Origin of the sequence: Pseudoalteromonas amylolytica, from assembly GCF_001854605.1 — a bacterium.
GTDB classification, from domain to species: Bacteria; Pseudomonadota; Gammaproteobacteria; order Enterobacterales; family Alteromonadaceae; genus Pseudoalteromonas; species Pseudoalteromonas amylolytica.
Genome location: NZ_MKJU01000037.1, coordinates 1 through 20,215, shown reverse-complemented (window position 1 = coordinate 20,215; position 20,215 = coordinate 1). Strand labels below are relative to the sequence as shown.

18 protein-coding genes and 1 pseudogene are annotated in these 20,215 nt (G+C 43.7%); 9 read left to right on the top strand and 10 right to left on the bottom strand.

Going from position 1 to position 20,215, the window contains the following annotated elements:
- Window positions 1-181: 181 nt before the first annotated feature.
- On the bottom strand, window positions 182-787 hold the full coding sequence (gene fabR / locus BET10_RS20430; protein WP_070987893.1) for an HTH-type transcriptional repressor FabR: 606 nt from the start codon (window positions 785-787) through the stop codon (window positions 182-184).
- 107 nt (window positions 788-894) lie between these two features.
- Here fabR and BET10_RS20425 point away from each other — a divergent pair, with 107 nt between their 5' ends.
- Entirely contained in the window at window positions 895-2,040 is a 1,146-nt protein-coding gene (locus BET10_RS20425) for an acyl-CoA desaturase (protein WP_070987891.1), read from the top strand.
- A 35-nt stretch (window positions 2,041-2,075) separates the two neighbouring features.
- Window positions 2,076-3,521 (top strand): Si-specific NAD(P)(+) transhydrogenase, encoded by a 1,446-nt coding sequence (gene sthA, locus BET10_RS20420; protein WP_083330634.1) that lies wholly within the window; start codon window positions 2,076-2,078, stop codon window positions 3,519-3,521.
- Between the two features lie 33 nt (window positions 3,522-3,554).
- Here sthA and BET10_RS20415 read toward each other — a convergent pair whose 3' ends face one another.
- Window positions 3,555-4,784 carry a hypothetical protein gene (locus tag BET10_RS20415; RefSeq protein WP_139158533.1) on the bottom strand — a complete coding sequence of 410 codons (1,230 nt, stop codon included), beginning with the start codon at window positions 4,782-4,784 and terminating at the stop codon, window positions 3,555-3,557.
- Window positions 4,777-5,415, bottom strand: a complete 639-nt coding sequence (locus BET10_RS20410) for a methylamine utilization protein (RefSeq protein WP_070987887.1) — start codon at window positions 5,413-5,415, stop codon at window positions 4,777-4,779. Before BET10_RS20410 ends, BET10_RS20415 begins: the two co-directional genes overlap by 8 nt.
- A 185-nt stretch (window positions 5,416-5,600) precedes the next feature.
- Here BET10_RS20410 and BET10_RS20405 point away from each other — a divergent pair, with 185 nt between their 5' ends.
- Both BET10_RS20405 and BET10_RS20400 read left to right on the top strand, forming a co-directional pair.
- Window positions 5,601-7,643, top strand: a complete 2,043-nt coding sequence (locus BET10_RS20405) for a glycoside hydrolase family 97 protein (protein WP_070987885.1) — start codon at window positions 5,601-5,603, stop codon at window positions 7,641-7,643.
- 229 nt (window positions 7,644-7,872) lie between these two features.
- Complete coding sequence (locus BET10_RS20400; RefSeq protein WP_070987883.1) at window positions 7,873-8,544, top strand: DUF1707 SHOCT-like domain-containing protein; 672 nt, start codon at window positions 7,873-7,875, stop codon at window positions 8,542-8,544.
- 40 nt (window positions 8,545-8,584) lie between these two features.
- Here BET10_RS20400 and BET10_RS20395 read toward each other — a convergent pair whose 3' ends face one another.
- Window positions 8,585-9,106 carry a GNAT family N-acetyltransferase gene (locus BET10_RS20395; RefSeq protein ID WP_070987881.1) on the bottom strand — a complete coding sequence of 174 codons (522 nt, stop codon included), beginning with the start codon at window positions 9,104-9,106 and terminating at the stop codon, window positions 8,585-8,587.
- Window positions 9,106-10,296, bottom strand: coding sequence for an MFS transporter (locus BET10_RS20390; protein WP_070987879.1), 1,191 nt, complete (start codon window positions 10,294-10,296; stop codon window positions 9,106-9,108). The genes BET10_RS20395 and BET10_RS20390 overlap by 1 nt, the downstream gene beginning before the upstream one ends.
- Before the next feature lie 100 nt (window positions 10,297-10,396).
- Here BET10_RS20390 and BET10_RS20385 point away from each other — a divergent pair, with 100 nt between their 5' ends.
- Complete coding sequence (locus tag BET10_RS20385) at window positions 10,397-11,290, top strand: LysR family transcriptional regulator (protein ID WP_070987877.1); 894 nt, start codon at window positions 10,397-10,399, stop codon at window positions 11,288-11,290.
- A 24-nt stretch (window positions 11,291-11,314) separates the two neighbouring features.
- Here BET10_RS20385 and BET10_RS20380 read toward each other — a convergent pair whose 3' ends face one another.
- Entirely contained in the window at window positions 11,315-12,499 is a 1,185-nt protein-coding gene (locus BET10_RS20380) for an MFS transporter (RefSeq protein WP_239032332.1), read from the bottom strand.
- Between the two features lie 277 nt (window positions 12,500-12,776).
- Here BET10_RS20380 and BET10_RS20375 point away from each other — a divergent pair, with 277 nt between their 5' ends.
- Complete coding sequence (locus BET10_RS20375) at window positions 12,777-13,586, top strand: AraC family transcriptional regulator (RefSeq protein WP_070987875.1); 810 nt, start codon at window positions 12,777-12,779, stop codon at window positions 13,584-13,586.
- A 48-nt stretch (window positions 13,587-13,634) separates the two neighbouring features.
- Here BET10_RS20375 and BET10_RS20370 read toward each other — a convergent pair whose 3' ends face one another.
- Complete coding sequence (locus tag BET10_RS20370) at window positions 13,635-14,528, bottom strand: bifunctional GNAT family N-acetyltransferase/hotdog fold thioesterase (RefSeq protein ID WP_070987873.1); 894 nt, start codon at window positions 14,526-14,528, stop codon at window positions 13,635-13,637.
- A 157-nt stretch (window positions 14,529-14,685) separates the two neighbouring features.
- Between BET10_RS20370 and BET10_RS20365 the strand changes: the two genes are divergently transcribed.
- Window positions 14,686-15,375 carry a spermidine synthase gene (locus BET10_RS20365; RefSeq protein ID WP_070987973.1) on the top strand — a complete coding sequence of 230 codons (690 nt, stop codon included), beginning with the start codon at window positions 14,686-14,688 and terminating at the stop codon, window positions 15,373-15,375.
- Here the strand turns inward: BET10_RS20365 and dtd are convergent.
- From dtd to BET10_RS20350, 3 genes are all read right to left on the bottom strand, one after another.
- A complete protein-coding gene (gene dtd / locus BET10_RS20360) occupies window positions 15,372-15,809 on the bottom strand; it encodes a D-aminoacyl-tRNA deacylase (RefSeq protein ID WP_070987971.1) in 438 nt (145 codons plus the stop codon). The genes BET10_RS20365 and dtd overlap by 4 nt on opposite strands.
- 77 nt (window positions 15,810-15,886) lie before the next feature.
- The gene (locus BET10_RS20355; protein WP_070987871.1) at window positions 15,887-16,828 is read right to left on the bottom strand and encodes an alpha/beta fold hydrolase; all 942 of its coding nucleotides are present in this window, start codon (window positions 16,826-16,828) and stop codon (window positions 15,887-15,889) included.
- 15 nt (window positions 16,829-16,843) lie between these two features.
- Window positions 16,844-17,737, bottom strand: coding sequence for a virulence factor BrkB family protein (locus BET10_RS20350; protein WP_070987869.1), 894 nt, complete (start codon window positions 17,735-17,737; stop codon window positions 16,844-16,846).
- Window positions 17,738-17,822: 85 nt separating this feature from the next.
- Between BET10_RS20350 and BET10_RS20345 the strand changes: the two genes are divergently transcribed.
- Together BET10_RS20345 and BET10_RS22100 are read left to right on the top strand one after the other, a co-directional pair.
- Complete coding sequence (locus BET10_RS20345; RefSeq protein WP_070987867.1) at window positions 17,823-18,467, top strand: DUF2959 domain-containing protein; 645 nt, start codon at window positions 17,823-17,825, stop codon at window positions 18,465-18,467.
- A 742-nt stretch (window positions 18,468-19,209) separates the two neighbouring features.
- Window positions 19,210-19,662, top strand: a pseudogene (locus BET10_RS22100) (winged helix-turn-helix domain-containing protein); the annotation flags it as partial.
- Window positions 19,663-20,215: the final 553 nt, after the last annotated feature.

The window sequence follows — 20,215 nt, the reverse complement described above, 5'->3', positions numbered from 1 at the left end:
GAAGTTATTTACCTTATTCCCACAACTTTGAAATGAATGGAATTTTTAATTCCTTTGGATTTGAGTCTTCAAAAAAAGACCTAATAAAGGAACGGTGACTTGGTTAATAAGTATGAGTTGTTTACCACACTAATGTGAAGAACCGAGCGATAGTATTATACCGCCAGTCGGTATTAATTAATTACTGACCCCCATAATGATTGGCACCGCGGGCAATATAACGTAATTGCCAGATCAGTCTTTCTGTTAATTCACCGCGCTGTTGAGCATCCTGATCAAGCGCCTCGGCACCTGCGTTAAATACTAAAGTAACCATAGCTTCTGCCTGCATATAAGCATGATGTTTATCACAGGGAGTTTCTGTTTCAAGATAGTGCGCCAACTCAAGAATAAAGTGTTTGATCTCTCGAGCAACTGCTGCACGAAATGCTTTGGATGTACCTGAGCGCTCTCTTAGCAGTAGTCTAAATTGGTTACTCGAGGTGTCTATAAACTCCATGAACGTTTCAACGGAAGTGATGATCACGCTCCCCCCACTGGCTATGCGCCTGCGAGCTTGGCGCATGAGTTGCCGTAAAGTGAGCCCCGCCTCATCAACCATCGTTAGCCCTAATTCGTTCATATCTTTAAAGTGTCTATAAAATGACGTGGGGGCAATCCCTGCCTCACGCGCCACTTCACGCAAACTAAGGTTAGAAAAACTGTGTTCTGCACTGAGTTGGTTAAAGGCAGCTTCAATTAATGCTTGCCTAGTTTTTTGCTTTTGTTGTGCGCGAACACCCGACATCCTGAACTCCAATCACGATTTTTTAAAACGATCTCAAGTCTAATACTTGACGGCGATAGAATGAAATATTATTTTAGCGTACAACTGTACGCTGAAATTAATAAATCATGAAAAAACCACCTTTAATCTGGACCAATGTATTATTTTTTAGCCTGTCATTTTTGGCGGCGATAACTTTAGTGCCTTGGTATGGCATAACCTACGGCTTTACCACCACCCACTGGATTGCCTTCGTTGCTTGTATGTTCTACGCGGGATTGTCGATCACTGCGGGCTATCACCGTCTGTGGGCACACAAAGCCTATGATGCTCACCCTGCAATACAATGGATTTTTGCGTTTGGTGGCGCCTTTGCCCTACAAAACAGTGCGCTGCATTGGAGTAGCGATCACCGTATTCACCACGGACAAGTAGATGACCCTATCAAAGACCCTTATGCGGCAACTAACGGCTTTTGGTACAGCCATATTGGCTGGATGCTGAGGGATTATCAGGGCGACAGCTATAGCGATTACAGTAACGCTCGGGATCTACAGCGTAACAAGATTGTAATGTTCCAACACCGTTATTATCTTACCCTAGTACTGCTTACCAATATTGGTATTCCTTTGCTATTAGGTGCTATTTTCTCTAATGGTTGGTTGGAGATATTAGGCATGCTGATATTAACTGGGGTGTTACGACTGGTATTGAGTCAACATTTTACCTTTTTCATCAACTCACTGGCACATATTTGGGGGACTCGACCTTACACAGAAAAAAACACCGCACGTGACAATGGCTTTTTAGCACTGTTCACCTATGGTGAGGGATACCATAATTTTCACCACATCTTTGCCAGCGACTACCGCAATGGCGTTCGTTGGTATCACTACGATCCAACCAAGTGGATGATACGCGCTCTGGCAGCTATGGGGCTTGCAACAAAGTTGAAACGCACACCCATTGAGCGAATTGAAAAAGCCAAAGCTGAAACTTTGCTATTGAAAACCAAAGTCCGTCTAGCAAAATTGCCTTTGGCGCAAGATAAGCTTACATTGTTACATCAAGAGTATGAATTGCTTCTAAAAAAGCTTCAGACCTTTTGTACTGTACAAAAACAGTTAATTGAAGCGAAAAAAGACTCTATGCTTGAACACTGTGATAAGTCAGCACTCATGAAACAATATCAAGAGTTGGAAGCGGCTTGGCAAACACAAAAACAAGCATGGTTAGCATTAAATGCGAGGCTGCTAAAACCCTCTTTTAGCTAGAAGTTGGCGGCCTCTTACAAGAATGAGGAGAGGCCGTGGCTAAGCCAAAAACTAAGTCTGCAAATAGCGCTGAAACAGCCGCAGACACATTTCAGTATGATGCAATCATAATCGGCACAGGCCCTGGAGGTGAAGGGGCCGCGATGAACTTGTCAAAAAGTCACCAAAAAGTTGCTGTAATTGAGCGCCAGCAAGCGGTTGGTGGCGGTTGTGTACACTGGGGAACCATTCCTTCTAAAGCACTTCGCCATTCCGTCAGCCGTCTTATCGAGTACAAGGCAAATCCGCTGTACCGCTTTACCGAGAAGCCACAGCGCCATACTTTTCAAGACATACTCAATCACGCCAGTACCGTTATATCAAAACAGTCGAATTTACGTAGTAGCTTTTACGAGCGAAATCGTATTCACCTCTACCAAGGTGATGCCAGCTTTGTCGATAAACACACGATAAAAGTACAACATATCGATGGCTCACAAGAGCTACTCACTGCGCGCACCATAGTGATTGCCACCGGCTCGCGCCCTTATCGGCCACCTAGTGTTGACTTCTCACATCCAAGAATTTACGACAGTGATACGATTTTAAGTTTGCAACATAACCCTCAGCGCGTTTTAATCTACGGAGCGGGTGTCATCGGCTGCGAATATGCTTCTATTTTCAAAGGGTTGGGCGCAAAAGTAGACTTGATCAATACCCGAGACAGGCTACTGGCATTTATGGATGCCGAAATATCCGATGCCTTGAGCTATCACTTTTGGAACAGTGGCATCGTGATCCGTCACAATGAAGACTTTGCAAAAGTCGAAACCCGTGATGATGGCGTGATCTTGCATCTAAAATCAGGTAAACGCGTAAAAGCGGACTGCATTTTGTTCGCTAATGGTCGCACGGGTAATACCGACGACCTCAACTTAGAAGCCATTGGCCTGCAAGCGGATGGTCGTGGCCAGCTAAAGGTCAACGAGAACTACCAAACTTCGATTGAAAATGTATACGCTGTGGGGGATGTGATTGGCTATCCAAGTCTCGCGAGCGCAGCGTTTGATCAAGGCCGAATCGCGGCCGATGCCATAGCCCATGGTGAATGCGCTGCCAAACTCATCATTGATATTCCTGCGGGGATATATACCATCCCAGAAATGAGCTCGGTAGGTAAAACGGAACAACAATTAACTGCGGCTAAGATCCCTTATGAAGTTGGCCGAGCCCAGTTTAAACACTTGGCACGTGCACAAATTACAGGAACGGAAGTGGGCAGTTTGAAACTGTTATTCCATGCTGAAACAAAAGAGTTACTGGGCGTTCACTGTTTTGGCGAACGTGCTTCTGAAATTGTGCATATCGGTCAGGCCATCATGGAACAAAAAGGGCCAGGTAATAATGTCGAATATTTTGTCAATACGACCTTTAACTACCCAACCATGGCCGAAGCATACCGAGTTGCAGCGCTAAACGGTCTAAACCGTTTATGTGACTAACTCAACAACGAAAAGCGCCAAATTGGCGCTTTTTTAAAACTGATACTGAGCACTGACACGCCAGACTTGCTCATTCAAATCTAGCGGTAGATAGGCCATAGGTCGAGATTCGGCTTCATAATCGATAAACTGAAACTCTGCGCCCACTTGCCAAGTTTCAGAGAGCGTCTTCCTCACGTTTAATGTAATCCCCTGTGTAAAACTGGCATTTGGGTCAAATGCCCAAATGTCCTTATCCATCACTTTTGACTGCTCGACTCGACCACTTATGCGATAATCATTGAATGTGTGACTCAACATGACATACCAACTGTAAAAGTCGTTATCAACTCCACGCCTAGGTCCCATCGCGGTGTTTCCATACATAGCCTGTGTAATAAACTGGGTTTGCGCACTCACTTTGGAGCGCCACGCTAAAGACCAAAACTTTGTATCCCAAGCATATTGCTTTGTGTTGTAATTAACCGCACTCGGATCACCATTATTATCATACCAATAGACCCGTAGGTTATGGCGTTTAAGGTAGCTCCAGTGCGCGCCAATGTAATACCCAAAGCGACCATCTACTTCACTAAATGGATCAACATATTGGCCTTGGAACCTAAGCTGTGGTGTATAAAGTGATTTAACCCGCGCAAAGGCAATACGCTCATTAAATACTGATTGTCTATCGTGAGGCACAAAGCCACGCCATGCGAGCAACGTCCCAGCGGGGTCATTGCCTTTAAACAATGCTCCGATAACGCTGACATCATGCTTGGAACGAAATCGTCTCGCTGCACGCTTAAGCTCAAATTCAGCGCCGAATGTACGCACTTCCTCTCCCAGCCACGCATTAAGACCTGAGTAATTGAACGTATAGGGAGATGACCAACCAAACGCCGGGTTTTCTAATGACATACGCGGGTAGAACCCGCCTATTTTTGAACTAAACTGATAGCCTTGAGCCAAAGGCTGATAGTGCATATAGGCTTCAGTGAAGCCCAGTTTGTGGTCAGGGTCAGGCACATATTGCGCTACGGCATGAGCCGACCAAGCGGAGCTGAAGTCCATTCTACCAGTTAATGCCGCTCGACTTACATTAAATACATCGCTGTCAGCATCAAATCTGGCGACCCCCCAGCCTTGTCGCAACCACGATCTATCTTCACTGGTGTTAGTCGCCGTGATCTCGACCAAACCATGAAATTTTCCTGTGATTTCCTGAGCTTGTGTTAATTGACTCAGCAAAGTGGCGACAGATATGGCTAAGACCCTACTCATATTCATCTGTATCATCCGTTAAAAACTCCAGTTTATCGAGCAGTGTTTGTTGAATTTGATAGTTCACAACTTGAGATACATGAGTGATCGTGAGCAACTGGCTTTCTGGGCTGTCTAGGTTTTCATAGCGCTCATGCCATACATTTAACTGCGCATTACCTAACTGTGAGCTATCTAACGCCAATTGCACCTTGCCTTGTTCATCACTGACACCGTATACTCCTGAATTTACTACTAAAATGTATCCTAACATCCAATCATGAATGTTACAGCCTAGCTCTACTACCCCCGGTTGAGTGAAACTTACTGGTGCCAAGGGTTTGTCCCTATAGAGCTTTAGTTCGAACGACTTCGCCTTTGAAAAAGAGTAAACGTGATGCAGTATTGAGTCGAAGTTTGGAAAATCCACCAACGTACCACTGGGAACCACCAAAGTGTGCGGTACAAAAGCACGGTCTTTTTGACCCATGCTATATACTTTGGTTTTTTGCTCACCCGTCGCCTGCCATTTGGCGCCTGTTAACCATACTGCAGCTCCCTTGATAGCATTACCTTGGTCATCACTGACAACGACTTCAAGCGCCTTGCTAGAAAAACAGATAAAACCCAACAAAATTAGTATTTTCTTCATGTGTAGTCCGTACGCATTCTTTGCTGTTAAGTATAGAGCATAGCCAGAAATAACCGCTGCCAATCAATAAGACCGATAATAGCTGCCATCCCTTTCAAAATGAATACGTATGCAGATATTTCCGCCTTCTGTACTCATCACAGTATGCTAGTAACGCATCATTCACCAACTAAATTAGGGATCCCATGCGCTTACTAAGCTATCTCACACTTTCCAGTGGCCTGTTTTGTTCTGCCATCCAAGCTGCAAGCTATTCGGTTAACTCTCCTGATGGTGCTATCAAATTCACCATCTCCGATAGCCAGTCTCAGCCTCAGTACAACGTCTCGTTTAACAACAAACCACTACTGAATACCTCTAAACTCGGTTTTGAATTCAAACATGCAGCACCGATGAAAGAGAATCTGGAAATAAGCGCTAGCGCCACCAGCAGTTACCAACAAACTTGGCAGCAGCCATGGGGTGAGGCCCGATTAGTCACCGATCATCACAACGAGCTGGCCGTCACGTTTAAGGATAAAGACAGCAAAGACACAGCCTTTACACTTAGAGTCCGAGTATTTAATGATGGCTTAGGGTTTCGTTACGAAGTCAACCAAAGCAACGCCTTGTACATAACCAAAGAGTTAACTGAATTCAACTTTGCCGACAGTCATAATAGTACAGCTTGGTGGATCCCAGCACGCGGCTGGAATCGCTATGAATACACTTACAACACAACTCCCTTACAACAGGCTGCGCACGTACATACTCCGTTCACGCTAAAAAATGCTGATGGCGTGCACGTTAGTGTGCATGAAGCTGCCTTGCTTGATTACGCAGCGATGACCCTCAATCAACGTCGCCCGGGGACGTTTGTCGCGGATCTAACCCCATGGTCAGACGGTATTCGGGTCAAAACAAACGGTAAATTTAAAACACCTTGGCGTACGCTACAAATTGGTGATGAAGCCATCGACCTCTTGAATTCTCATTTGATCCTGAACTTAAATGAGCCGAATAAATTGGGTGATGTATCATGGGTCGAACCCGGTAAATACTTGGGGATCTGGTGGGGTATGCACATTGGCAAAAATACTTGGGGTAGCGGAGAAAAACATGGTGCTACAACAGAGCAAACTAAAGCCTATTTAAGTTTTGCCGCAGAACATGGCTTTGATGGCGTACTTGTTGAAGGCTGGAATATAGGCTGGGATGGAGATTGGTTCTACAACGGTGATGTATTTAGCTTTACGCAGGCATACCCTGATTTTGATATGAAAGCCATCAGTGAGCACAGCAAACAAGTGGGCGCTCGTTTGATAGGACATCACGAGACCTCAGGCAACGTCAGCAACTATAGAAAACAAATGCATGATGCTTTTGAGCTTTATCAGAACTCGGGAGTGCGTCAGGTTAAAACAGGTTACGTTGCCGATGGCGGAAATATTAAACGTATTGATGAGCGCGGTCATCCCCGCTATGAATGGCATGATGGTCAATTCATGGTGAATGAGTACCTTGATAACGTAAAGCTGGCAGCAAAATACCAGATCAGCATAAATACTCACGAGCCTATCAAAGATACAGGGCTACGCCGAACCTATCCAAACTGGCTAAGCCGAGAAGGGGCAAGAGGTCAGGAATTTAATGCTTGGGGTACACCGCCTAATCCACCAGAACATACGCCCATGCTAGCCTTCACCCGTATGTTGGCGGGTCCTATGGACTTTACACCTGGCATTTTTGATATGAGCTTCAATGGTTTAGGAGACAAGACCAATCGTCCACAAACCACACTGGCGAAACAGCTTGCGCTTTATGTCGTACTTTACAGCCCAATCCAAATGGCTGCTGATTTGCCAGAAAATTACTTAGCAAAGCCTGACGCTTTTCAATTTATTAAAGATGTACCCACAGATTGGGAGACCAGTATCGCTTTGGCAGGTGAAGTCGGCGATTACGTTGTTTTTGCCCGCCAAGAAAGAAAGCGTGGCCAATATACGGGGAATGATTGGTACTTAGGGGCTATCACCGATGAGCATGCCCGTAGTATTGACATCAAACTAGACTTTTTAGAATCCAACAAAAAGTACGAAGCACACATCTACCAAGATGGCGAACAAGCCGAATGGAAACACAACCCTTACGACATATCGATTAACAAGCGCATTGTTAGCGCAAAAGACAAACTCACGCTAAAACTTGCCACCAGCGGTGGTACAGCCATTCGCTTTAAGGCGATTTAAATTCCCCATGAGAGGCAGTACAAATGTGCTGCCTCTCATTTTTAGCACGACAAAACGATTGCTTTAACGACATACTAATTAGTTAAATGATACGAAAATTAGTCAATCTCACTAATTTTTCTGTCTGAAAAAAACTTAACCATATGATATTTAATATATAATTTTTTTGGTTCAGTAATTGCATCCAAAGTCGTACTCTCTTAGTCAATATGCTTTAAGGACAATGACAATGCCAGTGCCAATCAATGACCGTCCTTTAGAAACGGTACGTGAAGAAGTTATCGATCAGCTGATTTTAAATTACAGCCATGGCGAGCTATCTGCAGATGCTTTTGAGCGACGGTTAGACAAAGCCTATCAAATTGATGAACAAAGTCAGTTACAAGAACTGGTTGCCGATCTTCCGCTACAATCAGACCCTCGCTACTACAGTGAGAAGCAAGCGCGTATGCAGCCAAAATTTACCGCATCACATCCACATCAAGAATCTCTGACCATCACATCGATTCTAAGCTCAGATCATCGTGGCGGGGACTGGGTGGTTCCTAAGCACATTCGCTTAAATAACTATTTCGGTAGCACAGAGTTAGATTTTAGAAATGCGGTTTTTACTCACCCTGAGGTGATCATCGAGGTCAACTGTATAATGGGCAGCGATGAAATTATCATTCCTGAAAATATTGATGTTATTACCAATACAACTAATATCATGGGTCATGTCAGCAATAACCGCTCCCAGTTATCTACCAATACTCTCACCAAACAACGTCCTCGGTTATATATTCAAGGAAAGGTAATCCTAGGCAGTGTTGATATTTACGTGAAAAAAACTATGCAAGAGAAAATGAAGCAGTTTGCCACTAGTTTAAAATCAATGTTTGACGAAAGTAAACTGGGCTAAATGCCAATGAAAAGTTGAGAGGGAAGCTTCCCCCGTTACTTTATTCACGACACAGCCCGTAGTAATAAGCATCAGCTCGTTGTGTAGTCAATTGAAAGTGACGACGTAAGTGCCCTTCTCTTTGCATACCGAGTTTTTCCATTAACTTCCATGAAGCAGTATTTTCAGTCGCACACAAAGCGGTTATTTTCATCACCTCCTGCTCGACAAAAAGGTGCTCAATAAACCCCGAGACTGCTTCATACGCATATCCTTGACCGATATAATCTTTATGTAACCTATAGCCTATTTCACCGATCAAACTCTCCTTGTTTACGTACTTAAACATTAACTCCCCAATCAAGCGTTCATTACTTTGCAACGTAATGGCTAAAGCGAGGCGTTCATTTTCCTGTGCATGCCAAGGTTTACATCCCTCAAGTAAACGTTGCTTAGCTTGCTCATAACTTGCAGGTTCGCCAATATACCGAGATGTGAGCGCACAACTTCGGTGCTCAAAGCTTGCTGCCAAATCATCGGGCGTCACAGGTCTTATTACCAATCGCTTCGTATTAAACTGCATTACATACTCCTTGCTCGTTTATCTAGTAAAAATCTATGCCATGACCACTTGCTCAAGAACAAGGTCAACCACGCCCAGCCCAATAATACCGCCATGAACCAAGTGATCCATGCCATATCGCTAGGCACATCTATAAAATAACTGTTACACGCTACAGCTAGCACAGTGAACAGCAACAACTCACATGCGCCTATTAGTGCATTCGCACTACCCGCATGTTCACAAAAGTGTTCACTGAGCATTTGAATATAAATGGCAAAATACCCGCCAAACATCACCATGACTAGCCCGTAGGCGAACAGCGCATTCAACAGCGTAAACGACATAAACATGTAGCAAACACCACTTAACACTAATAATGGCCAAAACATACCTGTTACCCACGCCATATTTAAATGCCGCTGCAGCTTGCGACTTAGCAAACTCCCCACTAGTAAACCAGCCATGGGCAACATCATGACACTACCAAATTGCGCTTCGCTCAGTGCGAATTGCTGCTGTAGAACAAATGGAAAATACAGCTGTGTCGTCATGTAGATAAATGTTGGTGTCCACTTAAACAAGGCGATGGCTACAAATTTAGGGGCGCTAAGCAACGCCAGATATTGTTTAAATATGTGATGAGGATACAACGATACCGCCACGTTACTACTTAACTCAGTAGGTAATAGCCAGTACCCGATCAAGGCGACGATCATCAAATAGGCACTCAATGCCCAGGCAACAAATTGCCAATCAGCCCAACTCGCCAATACTCCACCAAACCATGGCGCTAAAATAGCCACACAACTGGCAACCATTGCAAGGCAGCCTAATGCCTCGCGTAACTGCGAACCACGGTACACCGCCCCTAGAATGGTACGACTGATAAGTAAAGGTGCTGCTGCACCCAACCCTTGCAGCAAGCGCCCAAGCGCAAAGCACTCAGTATTCGTAGCCAAAGCACAGCAAATACTTCCTACAACAAACACTAACTGCCCAGCTAAGAAGACCTGCCTATCTCCATACTTATCTCGTAGTGGGCCCACCACGAGTTGCGATAAACCAAGGCATATAAAATAACCTGTGATCATCATTTGGCTAAGTCCCTGACTCATCTGAAGGTCTGTAGCAATCTGTGGTAATACCGGGAAAAATATTTGGCTAGCGAGCTGTGAACTAGACAGTAATAACATCGCGATGATCAACATGATTTATTTACCTGTGTAAATTCTGTGATGACTATAGGCTTTACTTTGCTGACAAAAAACCCTGTAATGGGAATAACATTATGTCCTCATAGGAATAAATATGGATTGGCTTAGTGCAGCTAAAAGTTTTATATTAACCGCTGAATACGGCAGCTTCACACAAGCTGCTGAGGAACTGAATATTTCTTCATCCGCGGTGAGTAAACGTATCGATTGGTTAGAAAAGCAAATGGGGCAAAGCTTACTGATCCGCACAACAAGGCATGTTCAACTTAGTGAAGCGGGTCATTTGTTGTTGCCTAAAGCGCAAGCACTCATCGCTCAATTTGACCATATTTTAGAGCACTCACAGGAGGTCAACAAAACCCCTTCGGGAACGCTTAAAATAGCTGCGACATTAGCGGTTGGCAATAGCCTCCTCATGCCTAGTATTCAGGCTTTTCTAGCACAATATCCGCAGATCAAGATTCAGCTCAATGTGCTAGCACCCGGTACCCTACCCGATCTACACCATGATCTCGTTATCACCCGCCATTATAATGAGTTTGATTCAGTCGCCCACAAAGGGACCTGTTTACTGGAATATCAAATGAAACTGTTTGCTTCGCCTTGCTATTTGCAACGCCATAGTGCCATTAAAAGTGTGGACGATTTAGCCGGTCACAAAATGTTGCTAAGTAGTTACTATCAAAAGAAAGGCCATATCATGCTCAGTGACAATTCTATTTTCACCTTCAAAGATTACAACTTTGTGTCCGACCACCTTGATGCCATGCTTGAGGCTGCGATACAAGGAATGGGACTGATGTTAATCTCCGCAGGGTATATTCATAAACAACTACAAGAGGGCACGCTAGTACCTGTACTACCACACGTGAAATCCGCCAATAAGCAATTATGGGCGTATTACCCTAACAGTGCATTCATTCCTATAAAAACTAGGTTATTTATCGATCACCTCAAACAGCAACTGGCCACGCAGCACACACTGTAACCGCGGGCCATATTTGATCATCGGCTAAAGAGGCGCACTCATTTGGGGTTGATGACGCCTTAAATGCCAGCCAATAAACTGACTCAACAACAATGAACAGCCCGCCAGAGCTGCACCAAAATAAAATACCAAGGCGCTATCATAGAGCCACACTACACCAAAGCTTGCAGGAATAATCACCGCCGCGATGTGATTAATGGTAAAGCTGACCCCAGCCGTCGACGCAATATCTTGAGGGCGAGCAATTTTCTGAAAGTAGGTTTTTAATGCAATAGCCATTGCAAAAAACAGATGATCTACCACGTATAAAGCGGCCGCCAATTGGGCAGACTCAACTAAAGCGTAACCGGTAAAGACTAACATCAAGCCTGTGTATTCTATGGTCAAAGCTTTTTGTTCGCCTATTTTGCCGATCATCCTACCAATAACAGGCGCTGCAAAAATGTTGATAACGTGGTTTAACATGTAGAGCATGGTAATTTGTGCCACATCAAAGCCAAACTTTTCAACCATGAGGAAGCCAGCGAACACCATAAAGATTTGCCTGCGTGCGCCGGAAAAGAACAGCAATAAGTAATATAAGCTGTACTCTTTTCGTAAGATGATCTTTTTATGTTGTGCGTTGTGCTGTTTAAAGTGAGGGAATGCGCTTATCATAAATAATGTCAGCGCTAAACCTACTCCTCCTAACACGAGATATAGCCACTCATAGCTTGCGGATAAAAATGTGACACCGAGCCAAATTACCCCAAAAGTGAGCAGCGAAGCCATAGACTTAATAGACAACAACTGACCTAGCTTTTGTGGCGCTTCATCTTTATTAAACCACTGTAAACTCAGGGACTGATTAAGCGTTTCAAAGTAATGAAACCCTATCGACATAAGAACTGTGGTGGCATACAAGCCGTAAATACTTGGAAATAAACCTGTTATAGCTACACCAATAGACAGTAAACACAGGCTGATAAGGGCAAACGTTTGCTCCTTTACAACCAGTAAGATAAACACCGCCGTAAATGCTAAAAAGCCTGGGATCTCTCGCAAAGATTGCAACATCCCCATATTTGCGCCATTAAACTGAGCAGCTTCTACTGCAAAGTTGTTTAGCAAAGCCGTCCAAGCTGCAAATGTCACCGCCATGACAATTGTTGATAATGTCAAAAAGCCAAATGGTGTCTTCCATCTTGACCGAGGTTGAATATCTTCCATTATTATTTTCCTTCAAGCACATTAAATAAGCAGTTTCATTCTACTGCCTAGTTAATGTGACCAAAATCCAATTTATAGACAGATAATTTATCAGTTCGGACAAATTGCACATTAATCTTCAGTGTTTTACTGTGGCTACTTTCATCCTTGTAAGAAATAGCAAACTGATACGTACTTGCTTTTACGCAAGGATCTTAGTAAATCTTACCCTGAGAGCAAAAATCTCTTATAGTGCCTTAAAGTCAGGTAACGTATATGCTGAAAGTAGAGGCTTAGCATGGTTAATAGCCAACCCAATGGCAGCGCTGCTCACTGGAATAGCATCGCAACACGTTTCAAATTAAAACGCTTAGGTAGGCCGGTTTACCCAAGAGCCAGTACTATGCCACCTTGGCAACATGTTCAGACACATCAGCATACCTGGGGACAGCTTGCATACACCAGCAACGGGGTTCTCAGTATTGTGACACCCGAAGGAAACTTTGTGATCCCTCCAGACCAAGCGCTATGGCTTCCCCCTAATTTACCCCATGAAACATTTTGCAGATATGGCGGACATTTTAGAAGTGTTTATATCGACGAAAAATATGCGCCACTGTTGGGTAACACTGCAAAATTGCTACATGTAGATGAACTCTTAAAAGCAATGATATTGGAAATATGCGCTTGGGAGACAGACTATGCACTTGATGACAAAACACTGCGCTTTATCCAAGTATTTGTAGATAGGCTTGAATCAGCACCAACCAGCTCATTTTTCATGCCTACTGCGCAAGATGACAGGCTTCTACCAATCATCAGTGAATTACACGCCAATCCAGGATGCCACAAAACTTTGCAACAATGGGGTGAAGAAATTGGTGCATCGACGCGAACGCTTAATCGCTTGTTTACGAAAAGCTTTGCAATGAACTTCAGTCAGTGGAAACAAAAATTAAGGGCATTAAGAGCAGTAGAAATGATAGAAGCTGGTCATAACCAGCAGCATATTGCTGAACAACTTGGGTTTGAGTCTAGCTCAGCTTTCAATACATCTTTTAAAAAAGTGTTTAATTGTACACCGGGCCAATACTTAAAACGCCCTTAGAATATTTTTTCAGGCCTTGAACACACAAGGCCATCGCAAGCTTGCGTGTTAATTTAGTACTACAAATGTTCCTTCAAACTTAGCAACCAATACATCACCATCATGAACCCTTACAGGTACAATATACTTTGCTTTGCCGTCTGTTTTAAGGTCTTCAAAGTTGCCCTGACAATCTGCAATTGAGACTGAAGCACTTGGCGCAGTCGTGAGCGGCTTCAAGTACTTTATATTAGCGTCTGCCAGCACTATGTTCCCTTCTAAGTTTTTTTCCTTTAATGCCAAATAAGTCGCACCCCAGCCCGTTAATGTTGCCATGCTATATATTGAGCCTGCAAACATTGAGTTGTGAAGATTCAAATTCGCTTTTAGATCTGCACGAGTTGAAAACTGCCAGTTGGTATAGCTCTCAACCTTGATCCCCATCGCATCACTAATAGGTATCGACTCTCTCCAAGTATCTTGTAACACTTGCGTCCATTCTGGATGGCGAAACCAGCCTGGTTCAGTGGGCCGTTGTTTAACCATTTTCCAATGCTGGATATCGTTGTAAGCCAAATGCGCTTTTTCAACCATCTGATAGCCATGGTTCTCATAAAACGCCAACGCTCTTTCTCTGGCAAATAAAACCAACTCTTCTGCGTTTTGCTGCCAAGCAATTTTCTCTAACTCATGTAATAATCGGCTGCCTAGGTTCTGACTTCGATGAGCTTCTGAAACAGCCATATAGCGCACTTGTGCTTGTTGTTGTGTATTAAAGTGTAACCTAGCTACTGCAAGCACTTTGCCTTCATTATCTTTGATGTATAAATGTTCAGACTCTTGCTCTAAGTCGTCTTGCTCAGAGCCTCTAGGCTGACCCCAAGGCTCGCGTAAAACTTGCCAGCGTAGTTGGTAATAGGCCTGCCAATCTTCACTGCTTTGTGGTGAGCTAACCTTAAACATAAATACTCCTGTTATTCATTTTTCTTGGCTATGAGCAATAGACCATACTAGAAATCACAGAAACTGAACATACTCTATTGGTAGAATGCCATTGCCAAGTGTAAAAATTACCGAACAAAGTGGCATTACGACGATCGTGAGCTATGCTGATGTTACTATGCATAATTTTGTGACTGCCCAAGGCACGATCGCCAACCAATTTGTGCAACAGAGCCACCAACTAGGTCATTTACTTTATTGGCACAAGCATGGCAATGTCAGCATACAAGTTCGGCAAGACAAAACCTTGCGCTGGTTGTTGATCAACGACACCTTACAATCTGTAGTGGAGAAAGACCACCCAGAGCAGCTCCTTTTTCCTCATTTACAAACTCTTGCAGCGATATGGCAAGATTTACCCACCCCCAATAAGGTATTAGAACTAGGGTTAGGTGGAGGTGCAATCAGAGATTATCTACATGCCATTTACCCTGAATGTAAGGTACTTTCCGTAGATAACAATCCAGACATAGTACATTGCTATAAAAAGTACTTCCGTGGCGAGCAAGGGTGTAGTGTAGCTTGTATGGATGCCGATACGGCGTTATCTGGAGGCAAGCGGTATGATTGGATTATTCTTGATTTATTCAGTGAAATGGATGCGCCACTATTTTTGTTTCAGCACCCATTTTACAGACAGTTACGTGCAGCACTCAATGATGATGGTTGGCTATTTATCAACTTTCTTTCCGAACATCCATCTCAACGCCAGCGACTAGAACATTTACTGATCACTAATTTTGGTAAAAAACCAAAAGTAGAAACCGTCGATGACTACGCTAACCACATCATCGCGATTAAACGCTAAACCGCAAGGTTGAAGGTTACTGGCCCATCATTGCACAAAGTCACTTGCATATCCGCAGCAAATTGCCCTGTTGCAACCTTTAAACCCAACTCTCTAGCTTGCTGCACAAATAACTCATATAACGCGTTTGCATGTTCTGGAACCGCTGCCGATGAAAAACTGGGTCTCATTCCTTTTCGTGTATCAGCCGCAAGTGTAAATTGAGATACAACGAGCAGCTCTCCGGCTATATCTTTCAGGCTAAGATTCATCTTGCCATCATTATCTGTAAATACTCGGTAATTAGTTACTTTATGTAATAGCTTGGCAACGTGTGCTTGTGTGTCTTCTTTCTCCACCCCCAACAGTAGTACTAAACCCGTTTTAATTTCACCAATGACCTCGCCATCCACCTCAACTTTGGCACACGATACTCTTTGAATTAAGCCTTGCACAGACGCCCCTTTTACAATATCGACAAAGTGCATCACTATAAGCCAATCGATATACAATCACCAGAGTCGTTCTAGTGTTATGCGTGCAGCTTACAGGCTAAAAGATCTGCAGCTCGGCGTATTGCTTCAAAATAGGCTTGGCTGGCACCACTGTGCCCTAAACCGTCCAAGATATACAATTGGGCATTGAGCTCATCAGCTAAGCGCTGAACAGGCGCAAAGCGACATACAAGATCGTGCCTGCCATGTACAAACCAAATAGGGAGCGCTTTAAGTACCTGTGGCGCTGTATCTAAATCCTGTAACTGGGCGAATATTTCGGAACTGAAATAATGACACATTATTTTTGCCTGTTGTGTAATACAATTAGCATGTTCTAAGTGATATCTGCTCAAAGAAGCCGCTAGGGTTACCTGTCTATCCCATTCGTGCCAATGATGAGCTGCCTTATGCTGCAATAACTCATCATCACTGTGTAAAGCATCACTGTAATAAGCTAATACATCTTCTGCACTTTGCAGACCCTGACTGAACGCATTATAGCTTTCAGGGTAGAACTGTGCTCCAGCTCCTTGCGGGGAATATAACCACTGTAAATCTTGCTCCGTAGCTAAAAAAGACGCCCATAACACTAGGCCCTTAACACGCTCAGGGTGCTTATGCGCAAAAAGAAGGCTCAATGTTGCCCCCCAAGAACCACCAACCATCACTGTCTTGTTGATTTCGAGGTGATCTAGCAGCTTAAGCATGTCATGAACGAGGTGGTTAGGTGTATTATGGTGCAACTCATGAGGGGTTGAACCACCGCACCCGCGCTGGCTATACAAAATGATTCGATAGCGTTCTGGGTTAAAATATTGTGTTGATTCTGGGTTTAGACCACACCCAGGGCCCCCGTGATTGACAAGTACAGGTAACCCATCCGGTTTGCCATACTCTTCAACATAAATCTGATGCCCATCGCCAACAGCCAAATGGAAACTGCGCAATGCCTCTCCAACGATATAGCCCTGTGCCATAGTTCACCTCGTTACTTAATATGTGCTTTCTTCCTCCATCTGTTTATCGTCGTGTTTAAACCAAGGCTCATGCTCGCCTAAACAAACTGTAAATTCAGCACCTAACAGTACTACAATCCACGATAGATAAACCCATACAAACAGAATCGGAACCGTCGCTAACGCGCCGTAAATCACTTCATAAGAAGGAAAGTGGCTGATATATGCAGCAAACCCTTTCTTTGATAACTCAAACAATAGTGCCGCAAACAACGCCCCTGGAACCGCTGCTCGAAATGATACACGCGTGTTAGGCACTAAAGTATAGAGCATAATGAAACCGGCCATTGAAATCACATAGGGTAATAGCTTTAGCAAAAAACCGCTAAAGCCTGGGATCCCTTGGTCTGCAAAAGACACAAGAGAAACAATGTAGGAGGTCACACCTATGCTTGCGCCAAGTAACACTGGTCCAAGCGTCAAAACCATCCAATAAATTGCAAAAGAAATCATGAGCGGGCGTTTTTTCTCAACCCGCCATATTCTGTTCAGCGCTGCATCTACATTTCTTATCAGTAACAGCGCTATAGCTGCTAAAAAGCCAATACCTACAGCTGTCATCTGATTTGCATTGCCTGTAAATGCACTAATATGAGACTTAATACTATCTGTTGAAGTAGGCACGAAATTATTAAAGATAAAATTTTCTATCGCGATTCGGGTATCTTCAAAGCCTGGGAATGCAGAAAATATTGCTACACCGACAGCGATTAGAGGCACTAAAGACAGCAATGTTACATATGCAAGATAGCCAGCATTAACCGTGATCTGATCCTCAGCACAGCGTTTTAAGTAGTCTCGCCACCACTTCGGTTGCATCAAAATAAGTTGCTTCACCTTCACCACCAATTGTTCAACCCTAACCTTCATAGCCGTCTAATTCTTGGAAACTCTTTGCACATCATAGCAATCAGTTACATAATTTACAGCAAGATTAATAGCAAACTGGTTTAATATGAAACGTATCACATTGATCACCGCACTCGTCCTAGGTCTTACAGGGTGTCAGAGCGCATACTACTCCGCCATGGAAAAGGTAGGGATTCATAAGCGTGAAATTCTTGTAGATAGAGTTGAAAATACCAAAGAGTCGCAACAAGAATCACAACAAGAGTTTCAATCTGCACTCGAACGCCTCAGCACATTGATAAATTTTGATGGTAAAGAATTACAGGCTGTTTATGAGCAACTAAACGATGATTACGAGTCAAGTCTTGCGTCTGCGCAGAAAGTCAGTGCCAATATCGACAAAGTAGAAGACGTGGCCGAAGCTTTGTTTGATGAATGGCAAGATGAGCTAGAGCAATATTCTAGCGAAAAGCTAAAAAGAGAAAGTGATAAAAAGCTCAAACAAACACAGAGACAATTTGATAGATTGCTTCGCTCAATGCGTAGCAGCGAAAGAAAAATGCAACCTGTGTTAGCATCACTCAAAGATAATGTTTTGTATCTAAAACACAATCTAAATGCGCAAGCTATTGCCGCCATTCGAGGTGAGTTCAAAAGCTTACAAACGGATATTCAGTCATTAATTAATGATATGAACCGCTCTATTGAAAATTCGAACAAGTTTATAGAGCAGATGAATACAACGAATTAAAACGCAAAATTACCGACGCAGTCCTTGGTTTTCGCGCAAGCTGGGGTGCAAAGGATTAACGACAGCGAACGCAGTGAGTGCGTTTCCTTTGTGCAAGGTGAGATGAGCCAATTTAACAGTTGCTGAGGGGCTATGGCTTAGCACCTGTGAAGGTTGCTTACTTCACCTTGCGCAGAACTCTCTGTGTCGCCACTTCGTGGTCACAAAGATTCTGCACGAAAAAACCCGACTCTTTCAAGTCGGGCTTCTCTTGTTAAGACTTATCTCTCTACGAAGTAGCTCCCTATCAAGTAGGATATTCTACTCTCGCACAACTTAGCCTTGCCCTGGACTTGGTGGTTCAATCCCACCCCCAGCACCAGCGCTGCCAGCGCCTCCAGTTATTAACTTTAAAAGACTTGTAGGAATAATTTTCATGCACACACTCCTTTGGAAAAATTGACAAAAGCGAGACCTCAATGCTTACCGATCCCCTTATTTACCCTATCACAATGATGAAAATTTAAAGCCTTTTCAGGTACAAAATGTACTAATACCGATCCGCTTAAATATCTGCTCTAATATAGCCTATATAAAATCACAGCTTAAATAACGTGAACTCAAACATATCAGAACAGCTTTTAACGCTTTCTCGAAAAGAACCAACCGCACAAAAACACATGCGCTTGCTCGCGGTGTCATTATTTTATGAGGAGAATAGCAGAACCGATATTGCAAAACGTCTCAAAACACTGAATTTGGGGTTCATTACCACTTAAATCATGTCTATAAAATACTAAAGCAGCTTGGTTTTAGTTGGATCATAAGTCGCTCGAAACATCCAAAACAATCATTACAAAGCCAAGAAGTTTTTAAAAAAACTTCCAACTGGAAACGAGCCTTCACACACCAGAACACCTTCCTCTTTGACCGTATCAACGCATGGTTTCAGGATGAAGCTCAATTTGGCCAGCAAAATCCAACTACGCGCATTTGGGCTGGAACAGTCACTCGGCCAAGGATTGTAAAACAACAGCAGTTTGAGTATGGGTACTTATTTGCTGCAGTATGCCCTGCCATAGGCTACACAAAAACGTTAGTAAGTCTATTCGTAAATAAAGAAGCGATGAGGCTGCACATGAGTCAGATATCACAAGCTACACCAGTAGGAAGACATGCTGTTGTGATAATCGATGGTACAAGTTGGCACACATAAGTGGCTACCCCCACATGGCAGCTAAAGTACAAATGTTTAATGACAGAACGCGAAGCTAGGGTGCAAAAGGTTAGCGACTGTGAGCGAAGCGAATACGCTCTTTTTGCGCAAGCTGGGGTGCAAAATTACGGACGAAGTCCGTAGCTTTTGCGCAAGGTGAAGTGAGCCATTTTATAGAATGCTGAGGGTTATAGAATGCCGAGGGACTCTCTTAAACGTCGGATGGCGCTACGCTTATCACGACCTACAGACCCAAAAACGCAAAAAGCCCATCACAATGGATGGGCTTTTTACTTAAATAGGACCTGGCGATGTTCTACTTTCACATGGCAGCTGCCACACTATCATCGACGCTACAGTGCAAAATTACGGACGAAGTCCGTAGCTTTTGCGCAAGGTGAAATGAGCTGCTTTAACCGCTGCTAAGGGACTATCTTTTAAAACCCCAAAAAGCAAAAAGCCCGACTCTTTCGAATCGGGCTTTCTATAATTAGGTGCTTGGCGATGTTCTACTTTCACATGGCAGCTGCCACACTATCATCGACGCTGTTTC

What these genes read in the sequence shown, in the direction of transcription:
- BET10_RS20410 (WP_070987887.1), bottom strand. Translation starts at nt 5,415, where the DNA reads ATGAAGAAAATACTAATTTTGTTGGGTTTTATCTGTTTTTCTAGCAAG.
- BET10_RS20390 (WP_070987879.1), bottom strand. Translation starts at nt 10,296, where the DNA reads ATGTTGATCATCGCGATGTTATTACTGTCTAGTTCACAGCTCGCTAGC.
- BET10_RS20425 (WP_070987891.1), top strand. Translation starts at nt 895, where the DNA reads ATGAAAAAACCACCTTTAATCTGGACCAATGTATTATTTTTTAGCCTG.
- BET10_RS20355 (WP_070987871.1), bottom strand. Translation starts at nt 16,828, where the DNA reads ATGGCACAGGGCTATATCGTTGGAGAGGCATTGCGCAGTTTCCATTTG.
- BET10_RS20400 (WP_070987883.1), top strand. Translation starts at nt 7,873, where the DNA reads ATGCCAGTGCCAATCAATGACCGTCCTTTAGAAACGGTACGTGAAGAA.
- BET10_RS20350 (WP_070987869.1), bottom strand. Translation starts at nt 17,737, where the DNA reads ATGAAGGTTAGGGTTGAACAATTGGTGGTGAAGGTGAAGCAACTTATT.
- fabR (WP_070987893.1), bottom strand. Translation starts at nt 787, where the DNA reads ATGTCGGGTGTTCGCGCACAACAAAAGCAAAAAACTAGGCAAGCATTA.
- BET10_RS20395 (WP_070987881.1), bottom strand. Translation starts at nt 9,106, where the DNA reads ATGCAGTTTAATACGAAGCGATTGGTAATAAGACCTGTGACGCCCGAT.
- BET10_RS20380 (WP_239032332.1), bottom strand. Translation starts at nt 12,499, where the DNA reads ATGGAAGATATTCAACCTCGGTCAAGATGGAAGACACCATTTGGCTTT.
- BET10_RS20365 (WP_070987973.1), top strand. Translation starts at nt 14,686, where the DNA reads ATGCATAATTTTGTGACTGCCCAAGGCACGATCGCCAACCAATTTGTG.
- BET10_RS20405 (WP_070987885.1), top strand. Translation starts at nt 5,601, where the DNA reads ATGCGCTTACTAAGCTATCTCACACTTTCCAGTGGCCTGTTTTGTTCT.
- BET10_RS20375 (WP_070987875.1), top strand. Translation starts at nt 12,777, where the DNA reads ATGGTTAATAGCCAACCCAATGGCAGCGCTGCTCACTGGAATAGCATC.
- BET10_RS20385 (WP_070987877.1), top strand. Translation starts at nt 10,397, where the DNA reads ATGGATTGGCTTAGTGCAGCTAAAAGTTTTATATTAACCGCTGAATAC.
- BET10_RS20415 (WP_139158533.1), bottom strand. Translation starts at nt 4,784, where the DNA reads ATGAGTAGGGTCTTAGCCATATCTGTCGCCACTTTGCTGAGTCAATTA.
- BET10_RS20345 (WP_070987867.1), top strand. Translation starts at nt 17,823, where the DNA reads ATGAAACGTATCACATTGATCACCGCACTCGTCCTAGGTCTTACAGGG.
- BET10_RS20370 (WP_070987873.1), bottom strand. Translation starts at nt 14,528, where the DNA reads ATGTTTAAGGTTAGCTCACCACAAAGCAGTGAAGATTGGCAGGCCTAT.